This window comes from Streptococcus sp. HMSC057G03 (genome assembly GCF_001808745.1).
Classification (GTDB): domain Bacteria; phylum Bacillota; class Bacilli; order Lactobacillales; family Streptococcaceae; genus Streptococcus; species Streptococcus parasanguinis_Z.
In genome coordinates this window covers 225575-241127 of record NZ_KV794429.1, presented here as the reverse complement: position 1 = coordinate 241127, position 15553 = coordinate 225575, and the positions used below count along the sequence as shown (strand labels likewise).

At 38.0% G+C, this 15553-nt stretch carries 17 protein-coding genes and 2 pseudogenes; all 19 read left to right on the top strand.

The genetic code is table 11. From position 1 onward, the window contains the following. Positions 1 to 384: 384 nt before the first annotated feature. Complete coding sequence (locus HMPREF2686_RS08295) at positions 385 to 1107, top strand: MurR/RpiR family transcriptional regulator (RefSeq protein WP_003014472.1); 723 nt, start codon at positions 385 to 387, stop codon at positions 1105 to 1107. Between the two features lie 8 nt (positions 1108 to 1115). Then, complete coding sequence (locus HMPREF2686_RS08290) at positions 1116 to 1868, top strand: MurR/RpiR family transcriptional regulator (protein ID WP_003014478.1); 753 nt, start codon at positions 1116 to 1118, stop codon at positions 1866 to 1868. A gap of 148 nt (positions 1869 to 2016) precedes the next feature. Further along, on the top strand, positions 2017 to 3447 hold the full coding sequence (locus tag HMPREF2686_RS08285; protein WP_070450217.1) for a 6-phospho-beta-glucosidase: 1431 nt from the start codon (positions 2017 to 2019) through the stop codon (positions 3445 to 3447). A 12-nt stretch (positions 3448 to 3459) separates the two neighbouring features. After that, entirely contained in the window at positions 3460 to 3762 is a 303-nt protein-coding gene (locus tag HMPREF2686_RS08280; protein ID WP_003003699.1) for a PTS sugar transporter subunit IIB, read from the top strand. Between the two features lie 10 nt (positions 3763 to 3772). Next, entirely contained in the window at positions 3773 to 5086 is a 1314-nt protein-coding gene (locus tag HMPREF2686_RS08275; RefSeq protein WP_003003586.1) for a PTS sugar transporter subunit IIC, read from the top strand. 13 nt (positions 5087 to 5099) lie between these two features. Next, a complete protein-coding gene (locus HMPREF2686_RS08270; RefSeq protein WP_003003528.1) occupies positions 5100 to 5420 on the top strand; it encodes a PTS sugar transporter subunit IIA in 321 nt (106 codons plus the stop codon). Between the two features lie 28 nt (positions 5421 to 5448). Continuing rightward, positions 5449 to 5739, top strand: a pseudogene (locus tag HMPREF2686_RS08265) (alpha-amylase family glycosyl hydrolase); the annotation flags it as partial. Between the two features lie 395 nt (positions 5740 to 6134). Then, positions 6135 to 7208, top strand: a complete 1074-nt coding sequence (locus tag HMPREF2686_RS08260; RefSeq protein WP_024054817.1) for a hypothetical protein — start codon at positions 6135 to 6137, stop codon at positions 7206 to 7208. Positions 7209 to 7372: 164 nt separating this feature from the next. Beyond that, entirely contained in the window at positions 7373 to 8149 is a 777-nt protein-coding gene (locus tag HMPREF2686_RS08255; protein ID WP_070450215.1) for an alpha/beta fold hydrolase, read from the top strand. Positions 8150 to 8181: 32 nt separating this feature from the next. After that, a complete protein-coding gene (locus HMPREF2686_RS08250; RefSeq protein ID WP_070450212.1) occupies positions 8182 to 8919 on the top strand; it encodes a DUF4336 domain-containing protein in 738 nt (245 codons plus the stop codon). A gap of 259 nt (positions 8920 to 9178) precedes the next feature. Further along, positions 9179 to 9472, top strand: a complete 294-nt coding sequence (locus tag HMPREF2686_RS08245) for a type II toxin-antitoxin system RelB/ParD family antitoxin (RefSeq protein ID WP_023917881.1) — start codon at positions 9179 to 9181, stop codon at positions 9470 to 9472. Continuing rightward, positions 9465 to 9803 (top strand): type II toxin-antitoxin system RelE/ParE family toxin, encoded by a 339-nt coding sequence (locus HMPREF2686_RS08240; RefSeq protein WP_023026905.1) that lies wholly within the window; start codon positions 9465 to 9467, stop codon positions 9801 to 9803. The genes HMPREF2686_RS08245 and HMPREF2686_RS08240 overlap by 8 nt, the downstream gene beginning before the upstream one ends. A 12-nt stretch (positions 9804 to 9815) precedes the next feature. After that, positions 9816 to 10253: a hypothetical protein gene (locus tag HMPREF2686_RS08235; RefSeq protein ID WP_023026904.1), complete on the top strand. Its 438-nt coding sequence runs from the start codon at positions 9816 to 9818 to the stop codon at positions 10251 to 10253. 15 nt (positions 10254 to 10268) lie between these two features. Continuing rightward, the gene (locus HMPREF2686_RS08230; RefSeq protein WP_023026903.1) at positions 10269 to 10712 is read left to right on the top strand and encodes a GNAT family N-acetyltransferase; all 444 of its coding nucleotides are present in this window, start codon (positions 10269 to 10271) and stop codon (positions 10710 to 10712) included. 261 nt (positions 10713 to 10973) lie between these two features. Next, a complete protein-coding gene (locus tag HMPREF2686_RS08225) occupies positions 10974 to 11993 on the top strand; it encodes a DNA/RNA non-specific endonuclease (RefSeq protein ID WP_049474730.1) in 1020 nt (339 codons plus the stop codon). Between the two features lie 119 nt (positions 11994 to 12112). Continuing rightward, positions 12113 to 12289: a hypothetical protein gene (locus HMPREF2686_RS10585; RefSeq protein WP_003017298.1), complete on the top strand. Its 177-nt coding sequence runs from the start codon at positions 12113 to 12115 to the stop codon at positions 12287 to 12289. Beyond that, positions 12289 to 12900: a Fic/DOC family protein gene (locus HMPREF2686_RS08220; protein WP_049474729.1), complete on the top strand. Its 612-nt coding sequence runs from the start codon at positions 12289 to 12291 to the stop codon at positions 12898 to 12900. Before HMPREF2686_RS10585 ends, HMPREF2686_RS08220 begins: the two co-directional genes overlap by 1 nt. A gap of 253 nt (positions 12901 to 13153) precedes the next feature. Then, positions 13154 to 14902, top strand: coding sequence for a glycoside hydrolase family 13 protein (locus tag HMPREF2686_RS08215; protein ID WP_070450210.1), 1749 nt, complete (start codon positions 13154 to 13156; stop codon positions 14900 to 14902). Between the two features lie 86 nt (positions 14903 to 14988). Continuing rightward, positions 14989 to 15528: pseudogene (locus tag HMPREF2686_RS08210) on the top strand (RDD family protein). The last annotated feature ends 25 nt before the right edge of the window (positions 15529 to 15553 follow it).

The window sequence follows — 15553 nt, the reverse complement described above, 5'->3', positions numbered from 1 at the left end:
GGTACGTGTTTGTTTCCATTGACAAGGAGTTTATGGGAATAGAAACGTCCCCACCTTACATATCTCCAGAATGGACGATTGAAATTGAGACAATTTAATAGAGATAAGCTCTTGTTATGTTTCTTTTAAGTCAATAAACTAACAATACTCAAAGTATGCTCAAAAATATGATATAATCTAGAACATAAGGCAATACTGTTTTAAAGTATTTTCTCTTAACCATGTCTCGTTAGACAAATCTGATTCGTCTGGTTTTCTAATAGATTTTAATGCTGACTTGGTTTTATAGCCATTATGCTCTCCATTATTTTAGTGTAGAACACTTTGGTTATTAGTTTTTTGTTACATTGTAAGCAAATCAATAGAGATAGAAAAAGGGATTATATGTTTAGTTATGAGGTTGTAGCAAGTTTTAACGACTTAGAAAATGCTATTTATACAACTATTTTAGAAAATGAAAATATATCCTCTATGACAATCAAGGAATTGGCCCAACTTGCACATGTATCAGTTGGAACCGTACAACGATTTTGCAAGCATCTAGGATTTGATGGATATAGCCATTTTAAGATTGCTTATAAAGAATATTTAAAAAATGAGCAAATTATTTTAAACAATCAAGACAATAATTCTTTGAAGCTATTCATTGATTATACTGAGCAAGATACTTTTTTGCAGCTGATTATGGAGGCTGTGGCAATCTTAAAGAACGTTGAACAGATTGTTTTTGTCGGAATTGGTTCCTCTGGAACTTTAGGTCGATATGGAGCGCGCTATTTTTCAAATATTGGCAAATTTAGTATGTGTATTGAAGATCCTTGGCAACCAGTGCTACAAAACAGTATGGAAAAAACTTGTGTCATTGCCTTATCCGAATCTGGTGAGACTTCTCAAACATTGAAAATTGTACAAAAATTAAAGGAAAAAGGTTGTCCAGTTATTGCCATCACAAATACATTGGAATCAACATTGTCAAGGCTATCTGATTGCTCCATAACCTATCATGTTCCTCAATTATTTTTAAATGGGTTTAATATTACGACGCAGGTACCTGTTATTCTCATTATTGAAATGTTAATGAAACAACTATATACTACAAAAGCATAAGGGTGTCTATGAATTTATTTGATTATCATAAAGCAAAAGGGCTAAATAATAGTGAATTAAGCGTGTATAATTTTATATTGCAACATAGAGATAAAGTTGCTACGATGACTATCAGAGAGCTATCGACATCTATAAATCTATCGACAACAACCATCATTCGTTTTGCGAAAAAGATGGGATTTGATAGCTACAATGATTTAAAATATGCCTTGTCAAGGTCGGAAGATAAGGAAAATAAACATCGTCACTACTTTCCTATTGATATTCCAGCAATACAATTTTTACAGACTAGTGTCCAAGATGAAGCTTTAAAAAAACAACTATCAGAGATAGCAGACTTGATCGTTCAAGCCAAACAAGTTATCTTTTTAGGGGTGGGTACTAGTCTAAGTTTGGCAGAATATGGCTCATATCTTTTTTCTGGAATCGGTATTCTTAGCTTTGCTATTACTAACCCATTTTATTCTCTGAAATTGCATCATTCTAATTTGGAGGATGTTTTGGTTATTGCTCTAAGTGTCAGCGGTGAGACAGAAGAAGTTCTAACTCTGGTACAGGGATTCAAAGAAAGAAATGCTAAGATTGTTAGTCTGACAAATACAGATATTTCCACTTTATCACAGCTATCGGATATAAATTTATCCTACTTTATGCCAGTTGCCTACGCAGATTCCTCGCTACGTTCCACTAATTTGACCACTCAGATTCCAGTTGTCTATTTTTTAGAATCCTTACGTTACCAAGTTTATTTAAAAAAATAGGAGTGAAAACTCTTGTTTTTTTTATGTAACAAATATTGTTCGACTGTACATATATTTTCTATCTCAATATCTATTGTCAGCAGGTACAGTATGTTATAAAATAGACTTGTTCATAGCGCTAGTACAAAATACAGAAAGGATAGGTAAAATGGCAAAAATACCAGAAGGCTTTTTATGGGGTGGGGCAGTTGCTGCTCACCAAATTGAAGGAGGGTATGATAAAGGTGGAAAAGGCATTTCGATAGCCGATGTGATGACGGTTGGAAGTGCTAGCCACTCTCGACAGATTACTGATGGCGTCTTACCTGACGAATATTATCCGAATCATGATGCAATAGATTTTTACAGAACCTATAAGGACGATATACAATTATTCGCTGAGATGGGATTTAAGTGTTTTCGAACTTCGATTGCCTGGACTCGTATCTTCCCAAATGGAGATGAAGAAGAACCTAACGAAGAAGGGTTGAAATTTTATGATGATTTATTTGATCAGCTGCTAGCTCATCAAATTGAACCGGTCATCACACTCAGTCACTTTGAAATGCCCTATCATCTAGTTACTAAGTATGGTGCTTGGCGTAATCGCAAGTTGATTGATTTCTTTGTTCGTTTTGCGGAAGTCGTCATGGAACGATATAAGGACAAAGTTAAGTATTGGATGACCTTTAACGAGATCAATAATCAAGGTGCAATTAATGTTCCTTGGTGCTCATGGACTAATTCTGGTGTCATTTATCAAGAAGATGAAAATCCAGTTGAGGTACTACAGCAGGTTATCCATTATCAGTCAGTGGCTTCTGCAAAAGTTGTTCAATTGGGTCGGAAAATCAATAAAAATTTCAAAATTGGTTGTATGCTGGCAATGGTACCATTTTACCCGAATACATGTGATACAAAAGATATACTTGCTAGCCAGAAGGCAATGGAGCATCGTTTATTTCACTATGGAGATCTTCATGTTTTTGGAGAGCGTCCTTACAATATCGAGGCCTTTTGTCGAAAAAATAATATCAAACTGGATATTTTACCAGAAGATCTAGAAACTCTAAAAGAAGGTTGTGTAGATTATATTGGCTTGAGTTACTATATGAGTGATACAGTGACTGCTACAGCATCTGAGGAAACAGAAGAGCTTTTCAAAGATGTTTATACTAAGAAAAATCCCTATATTGAATCAAGCGATTGGGGTTGGCAGATTGACCCTGAGGGATTACGCTATAGCTTAAATCTTTTATACGATCGCTATCACTGTCCGCTTTTTATAGTTGAAAATGGATTCGGTGCTTATGATAAGGTAGAGCCTGATGGAATCCATGATTCTTACCGCATTGATTACCTCAAACAACACATTGAACAAATGATGTTAGCGATTGAAGAAGATGGCGTAAATGTCATTGGTTATACCCCTTGGGGCTGTATCGATATTGTTAGTGCTGGTACAGGTGAAATGGAGAAGCGTTATGGCTTTATCTATGTCGATAAGAATAATAATGGCGAAGGAACTTTGCAACGAATGAAGAAAGATTCCTTTACATGGTATCAAAAAGTGATTACATCAAATGGAAACGAATTATAAGGAGTAATTAAAATGAATATTGGATTGTTTTGTGCAGCAGGTATGTCAACAAGTATTTTGGTTGAGCGTATGAAAGAAGCGGCTCAGAAAAAAGGGAAAGATGCAACAATTGCAGCTTATTCCATCAGTGAATTGGAACAAAGAGTTGGAGATATTGATGTGGCTCTATTAGGCCCACAGGTTGGTTTCCAACTTGAAAAAGCAAAAGAAATTTGTGCTTCTCACAATGTTCCTGTAGAAGTGATTGCAATGGCTGATTATGGCACTGTAAACGGTATGGCAGTTCTTAAACAAGCTTACATGATGAAAAAATAAGGAGAAGATGATGAAGGATAAACTAATTAAAAAGTTTGTTGATCGGATGATGGCCTTTGTCAATACCAAAGGTGTAACAGCGATAAAAGATGGTATTGTTTTCTCTATGCCATTGTTGATTGTTGGCTCCATCTTTCTTATCTTGGCCAATTTTCCAGTTCCAGCTCTAGCAACGATGTTAGAAACTAGTGGTATTACCCCTGTTCTCAATCAAGCAATTGGTGCGACCTTTAATATCAGTGCGATTGTAACAGTCATTGGGATTGCGTATACCTATGCTAAGCTAGAAAAACAGGAGCCGCTTGGGGCAGGTGTCATTGCCTTAGCAGTTTTCTTGCTAATCCAGCCCTCCAGTTTGATTTCTAAAAATGGGGATGTAGTTGGTAACATTATTCTGAAGGATTGGACTTCCGGGAAAGGGATGATTGGTGCCATTATCGTTGGTTTGATTGTAGGAGCAAGCTATTCTTGGTTTTTGAAGAAAAATATCAAAATCAAAATGCCAGATGGCGTACCAACTGGTGTAGCCAACGCATTTTCAGCCTTGATTCCTGCTACTGTTATCATCACAGCGGCAACGATCTTTGTCGGACTTGTTGAACAATTGTTTAAGGTCACAACGATTGAAGTGATTTATAATCTTATTCAAACACCAATGCAAGGCTTGACTGACTCATTGTTTGGTGCGGTGCTTATGTGTTTCCTTGTACCATTCTTATGGATGTTTGGGGTGCACGGCTCAACTGTAGTTGGTGGCATCATGAGTGGCTTGCTACAGGCGAATGCTTTGGAAAACCAAGCCATTTTAGATAAGGGCCTTGAATTAAATCTAGCCAATGGTGGTCATATTGTGACGATTCAATTTTTTGATCAATTTATCAATGTTACAGGTGCCGGGATTACGATTGGTTTGGTAGTTTACATGGTTGCATTTGCAAAATCAAAACAACTAAAAATTCTTGGACGTCTTGAAATGGTTCCAGCCATCTTTAATATCAATGAGCCGGTGCTCTTTGGTTTGCCGATTGTAATGAATCCAGTTTTAGCAATTCCCTTTATATTAACGCCTATTTTATCTTGTATCATCCAGTATTCAGCGATTTATTTTGGACTGACACCTATGTATGGTGCCGTTCAAGTTCCGTGGACTTGTCCTCCAATTATTTCAGGATTTATCATCGGTGGTTGGAAAACAGCCTTGTTGCAAACACTTATTTTGGTTATGTCTTTCTTTGTTTATTATCCGTTTATTAAACAGATGGATAAACAAGCTTTACAAGCTGAAATACAAGAAACAAGCGATTTAGAAGACGAAGATTGGTAAGAGAGGCATTAAAATGGACGAAAAAGTACTCGAAGTGTGTTTTCAAATTATCACCTATGTAGGAACAGCAAAATCTATGTACATCGATGCTATTCAATTGGCTAAGCAGGGTGAATTTGAGCAGGCTAAAGATAGAATTAAACAAGGCGAAGAAGCATTTGTACAGGGACACAATGCTCACCACTCACTTTTGACAAAAGAAATGAATGGGGAATTAAACCAAACAGGTCTAATTCTGATGCACGCTGAGGATCAGTTATTGAGTGCAGAAGGTTTTCGAACGATTGCTGAGGAATTTATAGCAGTCTATAAACGCTTTGAGGAAGGTAAATAGAGCAAGTTATGAAAGTAAAAATTAAGCAATGTTAATTACCTATTCAGACAGTCTTGGAAAAAATCTGAAAGACTTGAAGCAGGTCTTAGAAGGTCCTTTGAAAGATGTGGTCGGTGGTGTCCACATTCTTCCCTTCTTTCCATCGTCAGGCGACCGCGGGTTTGCACCCGTGGACTATACCAAGGTTGATGAGGGTTTTGGAGATTGGAGCGATATTGAGGCACTCAGTCAAGACTACTATCTCATGTTTGATTTCATGATTAACCATATCTCAGCCAAGTCGCCTTATTTCCTTGATTTCCTAGAAAAGAAAGATGATCCGCCCATGCGACAAGGTGAAACCGAAGGTCGAGAAGGTATCATGGGGTATAGGTCTCATAGAATGAGGAGGGAAACAGACGAAACGATACGGTAACAGAGAACTGCATAGTGTGGTGATGCCTTTTACCGACTGATATAGGATTGTAGAGATGGTAAACTGGATAGGATTTTGGTCAAGTTGAGTAGTTATTTTGACAGGAATATCATGTGCCAATTTCTCGACAACATCACAATCTCAGGAAGTGGGCAGATTCCTGTAACTTTCCTTGAAGGAAGAGAAGTTGACTTGTAGGAAACTGCAATCGAAAGGTTGCAGTTTTTTGTGTTGTTTCGTGGTATAATAGGCTAAAACGATAAACGGTATGATTTGTTACTAGCTGTAGGAGTTTTATTATGGGTAAGTGGACTTGTCAATGCGGATATCCAATGAATGACCATGCTGCCCCAGACCAGAATGCTTTTTCGGTATTCTCGGATGAGTTATGGGAAGAGATAACGGATACCGCAGATGAAAATAATAAGATTGATTATTATGATATTTATGATGCTTCATACTATGCCTGGCAATGTCCAAATTGTCATAGCTTGATGGTATTCGGTGAGGATGAGAATCCAAATCGTTATACTTTCTATAAGTGGATAGATTTAGATAGTGAAGAGAAGGGGATAACTGATCAAGAAACTGATTCAAACTCATCAGATGTAGTTTATAGAGTTGCATTAGTCACTTTCTCAGAGTTTGGCGAGGAGTACACCTATATTTGTGAGGATGAATCAATCAGGGAAGACCATTTTGTGGTTGTTCCTGTTGGAATCAACAACGTTGAGAAGGTTGCTCATGTTGTGAAGGTATATCAGGCTACGCAAAAAGATATCTCATATCCAATTGACAAGTTAAAGCGTGTGATTAAGCGTTATTCTGATTTTGATAAAGAGAAAGCAAAGGGGATTGCAGCTGAATTATTAAGGTCAGGTCGATGTTTGCAAATAGATGATTTTTCTAAATCAGTAGTAGCAGACGAATATTTTGATATTTTGCACAATAAACTTGGATACTGGTGGTTGGAACTGAATGGCGTTCCCATTCCAATGAAGGTTATCCTATTGTATACCAATTATGAAAAGTATCACGTTGACTGCGCTATACATATCAAACCTTACAATATGCACTATAGTACTTTCCAATCGTTAAAGTTATGTACCGACTTTGAGATTGACGCTTCCCGCTGGGTTGATGTCATTTCTGATGAATATGTTTGGGGAAATTCCTGGGAACTTGATGGTACCCAGTTTGGGATAACCTGTCAGGAATCATCAGAGGAGGATGAAGTGACACTTGGCAAATACAGTCGTGTCCCATATTATAACGACTGGCATCCAGATTGGAGCGATAGATACGGTTTTAATGTAGCTTGGAAACCACATGAATCTGATGAAGACTTGTCGGTAGGTTTTTACATTTTTTAAAGTGATAAAATCGTTCAATCATATAATAACAAAGCCAGACTAGTCACTTTTCGTTCGATAATATAGATGTTTGCTAGCATCACATGTTGAGGCAGTATCACTGCTTGTTCAAACAGATTAAACAAAGATGTAGTTAGGAAAGTCTTACAGTAAGGAGTTTAAATATGAAATTCCATGAATTTGGTGATAAGAATTTGCCTTCTATCTTGCTGATACATGGCGGTGGCAGTTCTTGGTGGAATTATCTTCGTCAAGCACGGATCTTATCAAAAGAATACCGTGTTATTTTACCTACTTTGAATGGCCACGGCGAAGAATATCCACTCGATTATGTTTCTACTGAAGATTCCGCTTTGGAGATCCTAGACTATATCAAAGCAAACTGTGGTGGAAAGGTGTTTGCGATCGGTGGCGTTTCACTTGGTGGTCAAATTGCTATGGAGCTTTTGTCCTTAGACAGCAAGATAGCTGAGAAGGCTATCATAGACGGAAGCCTCTGTATTCCTCAACCAAGATTAGCTAAAATCAGCATCTTTCTAGTATCCTTATTTGGTAAACTGATGTTCAGTAAATTCTCTTGCAAACTTCAATTAAGCATGATGAACAAACTCTATCCTAAACTCGCTTATCCAGAGGAAATAAAAGCTTATTATTTGGAGGATCTGCCAAGGACGCCTATCAAAACATTGGTGACCATTTACAAAACCTATCTGGGGCGTTACAAGCTGAAGGACACGATTTCTGCCAGTAAGGCGCAGGTTCTGTATATCTACGGTGAAAAAGAATTGAACTGTGTGAAAGCATCAGCAAAATTATTTCAGCAGCTACATCCAAATACGATCCTGTATGAAGCAAAGGGGTATAATCATGGCTATTTATCAGCTTATCTGCCTCAAGAATGGATTGATTTGGTGGTACCATTTTTGGAGAATAACGATTGATTATACTTTATTAATTTAGAAAGCAGAGTTTCATGGAAGTCAAAAAATATAGTCCGCTCAATTCCTTAAAAAAGATAGCAGATAACCTCTGGATTGTAGATGGGGAAGAAGTACTGATGAATTTCAAACTCTTCAAAGTGCCTTTTTCAACTAGAATGACAGTTATCCGTCTGCAGAATGGTGGTCTTTGGGTGCATTCGCCGATTAAGCCTAGTGATAATTTACTTTTTGAAATCAAGCAATTAGGTGAGGTAAAACACCTTATTGCACCCAATGTCTTACATTATAGTTATATAAATGAGTGGCACGAACTATTTCCGGAAGCAGAAGTATGGCTAGCTAGTGGTGTTCAAAAGCGTGCCAGAAAATCGGGAATGAATTTATATTATGGTCATGAACTAGAGAAAGCCAATTGGAACGAGGAAATTTGTTTTACAACATTTGAGGGAAGTTTTTATGTAAAAGAGGTTGTTTTTTTCCATAATGAAAGTTCAACTCTGATTTTAACGGATCTTATTGAAAACATAGAAACTGAGAATGTATCGATTTTTGAAAAGCTACTGTTTAAAATAGGCGATAATCACTATCCAAATGGTAAAACACCAAGAGATTTAAGAATGACTTTTTTATTTAGTAAAAAACAGGCATTGAAGAGTTATCGTATAGTAAAGAAATGGGAACCTAAGAATATTATTATTTCTCATGGACCGTGTATCATTGGACAAGCAAAAGAAATGCTAAACCAAGCGTTCTCTTGGCTAGAGAAATAGTAATTTACTATAAAGAAATTAATAAAATATATCTAATATAATTGACTACAATTACTTGGAGTTGTCAAATTAAGATGTGGAATCTACTTAAATTGTTGATTCTAGGAGGTATCAGATGACACGAGAGAAAGAATATAGATTAGCTATCGGTATCTCTTAATTAGATTTAGTGAAAGAAGAATCCATTTTTTACTTGATTCCCCTCTCTATCTTATGGTAGTATGTATATACAAATTGTATGTACAAAGGAGAGGTAGAAATGGCAAACACGAAAGCAGTGAATTTTCGAGCAGATGCGATGTTTTACCAAAAAACAAAAGAGGTGCTTGCGGATAAAAAAATTTCTGTGTCAGATGTCCTAAATGCAGTACTTCGAAAAATTGCTAATGGGACTGTGGATCCAGAAGAATTTGTTTCGAGTGATTTGCAGGACAAACAGTATCAGGTAGCCTTTGAAGATTTGAAGAAGGAGATTTTAGTGGGGCATCAGGAAATCGCTCAAGGAAAAGTTACTTCTGTAGCCGATGTGAGAAAGGAATTTGGTCTTGACTAAGTTGAAACGTTATCAGGTCTTTCTTGCAGATCAGGCTAAGCAGGACTTGCGTGGCATTCACGACTATATTCTTGTGAATTTTTATAGCCAGCAAGCTGCAGATGGCAAAGTTGATTTGCTATTAAGTGCTCTTGAGACCCTAGAACTGTTTCCAGAAGCCTGTCCTCTGGTATCAAGCCGGGGCTATGGTGAGATGACGAATGATGTGAAACCCTATCGTTATATGCCAATAGAGAACTATCTCGCATTTTATTATATTGAGAAGCATACAGTGTATGTTGCTCGTATACTCAGTGCAAAGCAGGATTGGGTCAAGATTTTTTATAAGTAGGATGAGGACCCCATGTTAAAATCGAATAAGCTGATTATTTTTTTAGTTTCCCTACCTTTTCTGATGGTCATTATTTTCTATTCTCTTAGTGAGCATCCTGGATATAGTGATGATGGGAATTTTGTCAGAAATCATGAGGCTGCTATTAAGAGTGAAATCATCGCACACTTAGCTCAGGAAAGGCAAGACATAAAATCTGTGACGCTCTTACCAAATACTGCTAGAGGAGAGTATGATAATGGTGGTGATGTGAGCGGACATTACCATATCTATTTTACAGCCTACGTCAACAATAACCGCGAGCGAACGATAAGCGTAGAACTATTCTTCCCAGATGCCAGCATTCCCCCATTTACCTTGTTTCCTCCCAACCCTTATAAAGACAAAGGCAAAAAGATGTCCAATTGGTTGATTGGGAATATTGAAGTATCGGAAGAAAGCTCTAAATAGAAATAAGAACAATTCATGATGAATAGAATAGTAGACGATCAGATCACTCTTATTCCTTATTATAGGAATGATGAGATCTCCCTTCTTTGGTATCAAGATAGTGAGGTTTGCAAACAGGTGGATAATACTGATCAGATTTACGATGTAACAAAACTTCATAAAATGTATGATTACCTATCTTCACATGGTTCTTGCTATTATATCCAATATGAGGGAGTGTTAGTTGGAGATGTGACACTTCAAGATAATTCAGAGCTTTCTATAGTGATCAGCAAAGAGTATCAGAATTTACAGATCGGAAGACGGTGTATTTCTGAAATGATACAGATGGCCAAAGAGAAAGAAATGGTTAAGGTAACTGCTCAAATTTATCCTTTTAATACTCAAAGTCAAAGAATGTTTTTGGCTTTGGGATTTCAGAAAGTAGACGAAGAGTGGTATGAATATAAGTTGATTTAGGATTGTTGTAGATCATTTTATATATTTAAATACTGGTCCGTATTTTGTATATCAAAGAACATCAAATTGAAAATTAACTCATTAAAAACATATAATTGAAAGATGAAGCTGGTATAAATGTAGACTTGCTGTAAAAACTTGGTATAGGGGATCCATCGTTATATTTGGTAAAACTAAAAATCGAAATCTAAACAGATCTTCTATGTTTGTAACCGCTTTTTTCTGCTATAATAATACTAGATAGTAATACGGGAGTTTATTATGGTTACAAAACGATTTTTGAAAAATGTCATCGTTGGGATAGTCGCGGTTTTCATGACCTTAACTTTTGTTCATGGGGTTCAAGCTCAGCAAACGGGACTCGATTACCAAAGTCTCAACCTGCTAGCTTTTACTGGTAACAAGCAGCTCGTTTTAGGTGAGTTTGATCATTTAGGTCGTGCGACTTCAGCTCATATACAGTTACAGGACAAGGATGAACCAAAGCAGAAAAGAGAGCCACGGCTGACCTACAATCCAGTCGGCTGGCATAATTATAAGCTGTCCTATGGAAACAAAGGGAAGAAGGCCTGGTTGTTCCATAGAGGGCATCTGGTCGGCTATCAATTTAGTGGTCTGACCAATGAAGGGAAAAATTTAGTTCCCTTAACTGCATGGACCAATAGTGGAAATTATAGAGGAACCGCTGATCGTAATGATGAGGGGATGCTCTACTATGAAAAGCGCTTGGATAGTTGGTTAGCCACTCACCCTCATTACTGGTTAGACTACAAGGTGACCCCGTTTTATGCGGGTGATGAATTAATTCCGAGACAAGTAATCTTGCAGTATGTTGGGATTGATCAAGAAGGAAATCTACTCCGTATAAACTTAGGAAGTCCGAAAGAATCTGTAGATGCTTATGGGATTACCACCGTTACCTTGGACAACTACTCTAAGAATGCAGCCATTGACTATCTGAAGGGAACCGCCAAACCATCCTTAGTGCCAACGGAACCAAGTAGTCAAGCACAACCATCCAGTCCTTCTATAGAGACCCAACCAAGTCAAGCTCCTCAACCGAGTCAATCAGTAGAAGCCGCCCAACCAGTTCAACCTGTGGAGCCTACAGAACCTAGTCCTCAATTGGCTCCAGTAGTATATGTGGCAAGAAATGGGAGTGCGGATGTTTATTGGTATTCTTTAGACAATATGCCTCGCAATACTAATTTTTCTAAGGTTGTTCAGATGTCAGAAGAGCAAGCGCTGAATCTTGGAAAGAGGCATACGAGTAAAGAATGAGTATCAGTTATTTTGATACTGAGAAAGCCCAATTTCTGGGCTTTTTGTGTAGGGTAAGTACTAAATAGGAGAACTAAAATGATTGAAAATATGCTATAATAATAGGACGGAGGTAGAATATGACCTTAGATGTAGATAAAGAAAAAATGATGATTATGGGTGTGATTTTTGATAACAAAAAGGTTTTTAAGAGCGTCTGGTTTGCTCTGAGCACCAATATGATTGAAGGATGGCATCCCACGGTAGAAGATGTGGAGCGACTGAGAGAAGAGGCAGTTGCATTAGGAGTTGGATAATGGTTAGAAAAATATATGATGGGTATGATTATATAGACCCTGATAATTTATACACCTATCCCCATTCACCTGTTCTCATAAATAAATTTAATGAGAAAAATGATAATAAAGCACGAGAATTAGAATATCGTTTAGTAGCAAGCCAAAGTTTAAAACTGTTTATTAATCCAATTGAAGTAAATACTGTTTCAGATATTTTAAAGATTCATAAGTTTCTTTTTGAAGGAATGTATACTTGGGCAGGTCAATACCGTCAAGTAAATATCTCTAAAAGTGGAAATGCTTTTATGCCAGTTCAGTCTTTTGATATGGCAGAAAAATTTTTAAATACTTTGCTTTCAAACTATCTACTTAACGCAAATAATAAAATTGAGATTTGTAAAAGTTTAGCTGAGATATTAGATAATCTAAATTATTTTCATCCATTTCGAGAAGGAAACGGTCGTACTCAACGAGAAGTTATCCGTTCTTTAGCTTTGATGAAAGGCTATGAATGTGAAATTTCAATTGGTTTAGATGATGATATCTATCACTTATATATGGATGGAACAGTTTATGGAGATACTAGTAAGCTCGAACAACTGTTCAATAAACTCTTAACAGAATTATAGGCCTGTAGTATATTTTTGTAGGAAACAGTATAAAGTGATGCTTATAAGGTAAAGTCACTGCTTTAATAAAGGTCTTTAAGCCCAATTGCTGGGCTTTTTGTATTGCATTACAATCTTAAAAAGTGAGTAGTCTAAAATGATCTCTCAGAATCTTGCAAACCTTTTTATAAAGTAGTATACTAGAAATAGTTTATGGAATCGTTTGCATAAATTGGTAAATGATGAAAAGAAAGGAAAGTAGGAGACGAGACAGATGGAATTAACAGCGATTTATCACCGGCCTGAATCGGAGTATGCCTATCTTTATAAGGATGGCCAGCTCCACATTCGCATCCGGACTAAGAAAGAGGATATCAAACGGATTGTCTTGCACTATGGGGATCCTTTTATTTTTATAGAGGATCTATATGAGGCGACCAAGGAAATGGACAAGGTGACGACCGACGATCTCTTTGATTATTGGCAAGTATCGGTCTCTGTCCGCCATGCCCGGATCCAGTACCTCTTTGAATTAGAGGATACAGCGGGAGAGAAGATCTTGTATGGAGACCGAGGTGTAGCAGCCTACACCAAGGAGAATCTGGACTTCGTCATGAACGGTTTTAAGCTTCCTTTTATCCATGAGATCGATGGATGTGCTGTTCCGGATTGGGTGGCTCAGACAATTTGGTACCAGATTTTTCCTGAGCGCTTTGCCAATGGCAATCCAGCCCTGTCACCTGAAGGCGTCCGCCCTTGGGATGCCTCTATTGCTCCTCAAGTATTGGATTTCTTTGGTGGAGATTTGCAGGGGATCATCGATCACTTGGACTACTTGCAGGAGTTAGGAATTACAGGGCTCTACCTTTGCCCGATTTTTGAATCACCGAGCAACCACAAATACGACACCATTGATTACTTTAAAATCGATCAACATTTTGGTGATAAAGAGACCTTCCGCCAGCTAGTGAAAGAGGCTCACGCGCGTGGGATGAAGATCATGCTGGATGCCGTCTTTAACCATATTGGCTATGATTCACCCCAATGGCAGGATGTGGTCAAACACGGGGAGGATTCGATTTACAAGGACTGGTTCCATATTAAAGAATTCCCTGTCTCCTCAGAAAATCTGTGGAATAGTCGCGACTTGTCTTACCATGCTTTTGCCTTTGCGGGCTATATGCCCAAGCTCAATACGGCTAATCCAGAGGTGAAGGCCTATCTCTTGAAGGTTTCGACATACTGGATTGAAGAGTTTGATATTGATGCTTGGCGACTGGACGTGGCCAATGAAATCGACCATCAATTCTGGCGGGATTTCCGTAAGGCGGTCTTAGCCAAGAAGCCGGATCTCTATATCCTCGGAGAAATCTGGCATTCGTCCCAACCATGGCTCAAGGGCGATGAGTTCCATGCAGTGATGAACTACCCCCTCTCTGAAAGTATCAAGGATTATTTTCTGCGGGGGCATAAGGAGACCCAACGCTTCATTTGGGAGATCAATAGCCAGTCTATGTACTACAGGCAGCAGATCTCTGAGGTTATGTTTAACCTCTTAGACTCGCATGATACAGAGCGTATCCTGACGACGGCTAAAGGCGATCTCCAGTCTGTCAAGTCTGCCCTCGCCTTCCTCTATCTGCAACGCGGAACGCCCTGTATCTATTATGGAACAGAGCTAGCCCTCATTGGTGGTCCAGACCCAGATTGTCGTCGTGTCATGCCTTGGGAGCGCGTGTCAGCAGACAACGACATGCTGAACTTTATGAAGGACTTGATCCAGCTCAGAAAAGAAGTAGCGGGCGTTATCCAGCATGGTAAAGTGAGCTTGGAAGAAGTGGAGCCAGATGTAGTGGCAGTAGAATGGCAGCATGAAGGTCACATTCTCAAAGCCTACTTTAATCACTCCAAGAAAGACTTTGTCTTAGAAAGAGGACAAGCAGATCTGATCAGTCTGGGGAGCGTCTCCGGTGAACAATTAACCATCCAGCCAAATGGATTTGTTATTTATAGAGAAGATTAGGAATGAAGTAGACTGGAATCGAAAGATTGCAGTCTTTCTTTTTTATTAATAGTTTCTTTATTCGTGCCCTTATATTATAATGGGAGATGAGAAAGGGGGAGACGGTGATGAAGATTTTAGCAATTAATTCTATTTCGTTTAAAAAAAGAATGATTGAATTACTATTTGATTATCTTTTCATACTAGCTTATTTAGCGCTTCTGTTTTTAGGTTCTATGCTTTTTTACATTATTTTTTTTAATGGTATTCCAGAGTTTACAGAAATTCAGTCGCAGTGTCTTGCATTTTTTACCTCTGTTTTGCCAATCACTCTACTTTTTACATTCTTAGATTATACAAATAATGGGAGTTTTGGGAAGGCGAAAGCTTGACTTCAATTGGTTTACCAGAAAAAAACAGTGCAAGCTAGCTTGATTAGAAACACCATTAAATTTTTGCCTTGGCAACTCGGTCATATGGGCACGATACATGGTGTCTATAGTGAGTTTGATGTGTTATCCATTAGCCTCTCTATTTCGGCGACTCTCCTCGCAGTTTTGCTACTGGCAATGACAATGTTTAGAAAAGATAAGAGGCATCTAGGTGACCTGCTAGCCCATACGCAAGTTCAGCAAAAAGGTGACTAGGATACAGATTGTCTATTCTGTCCTC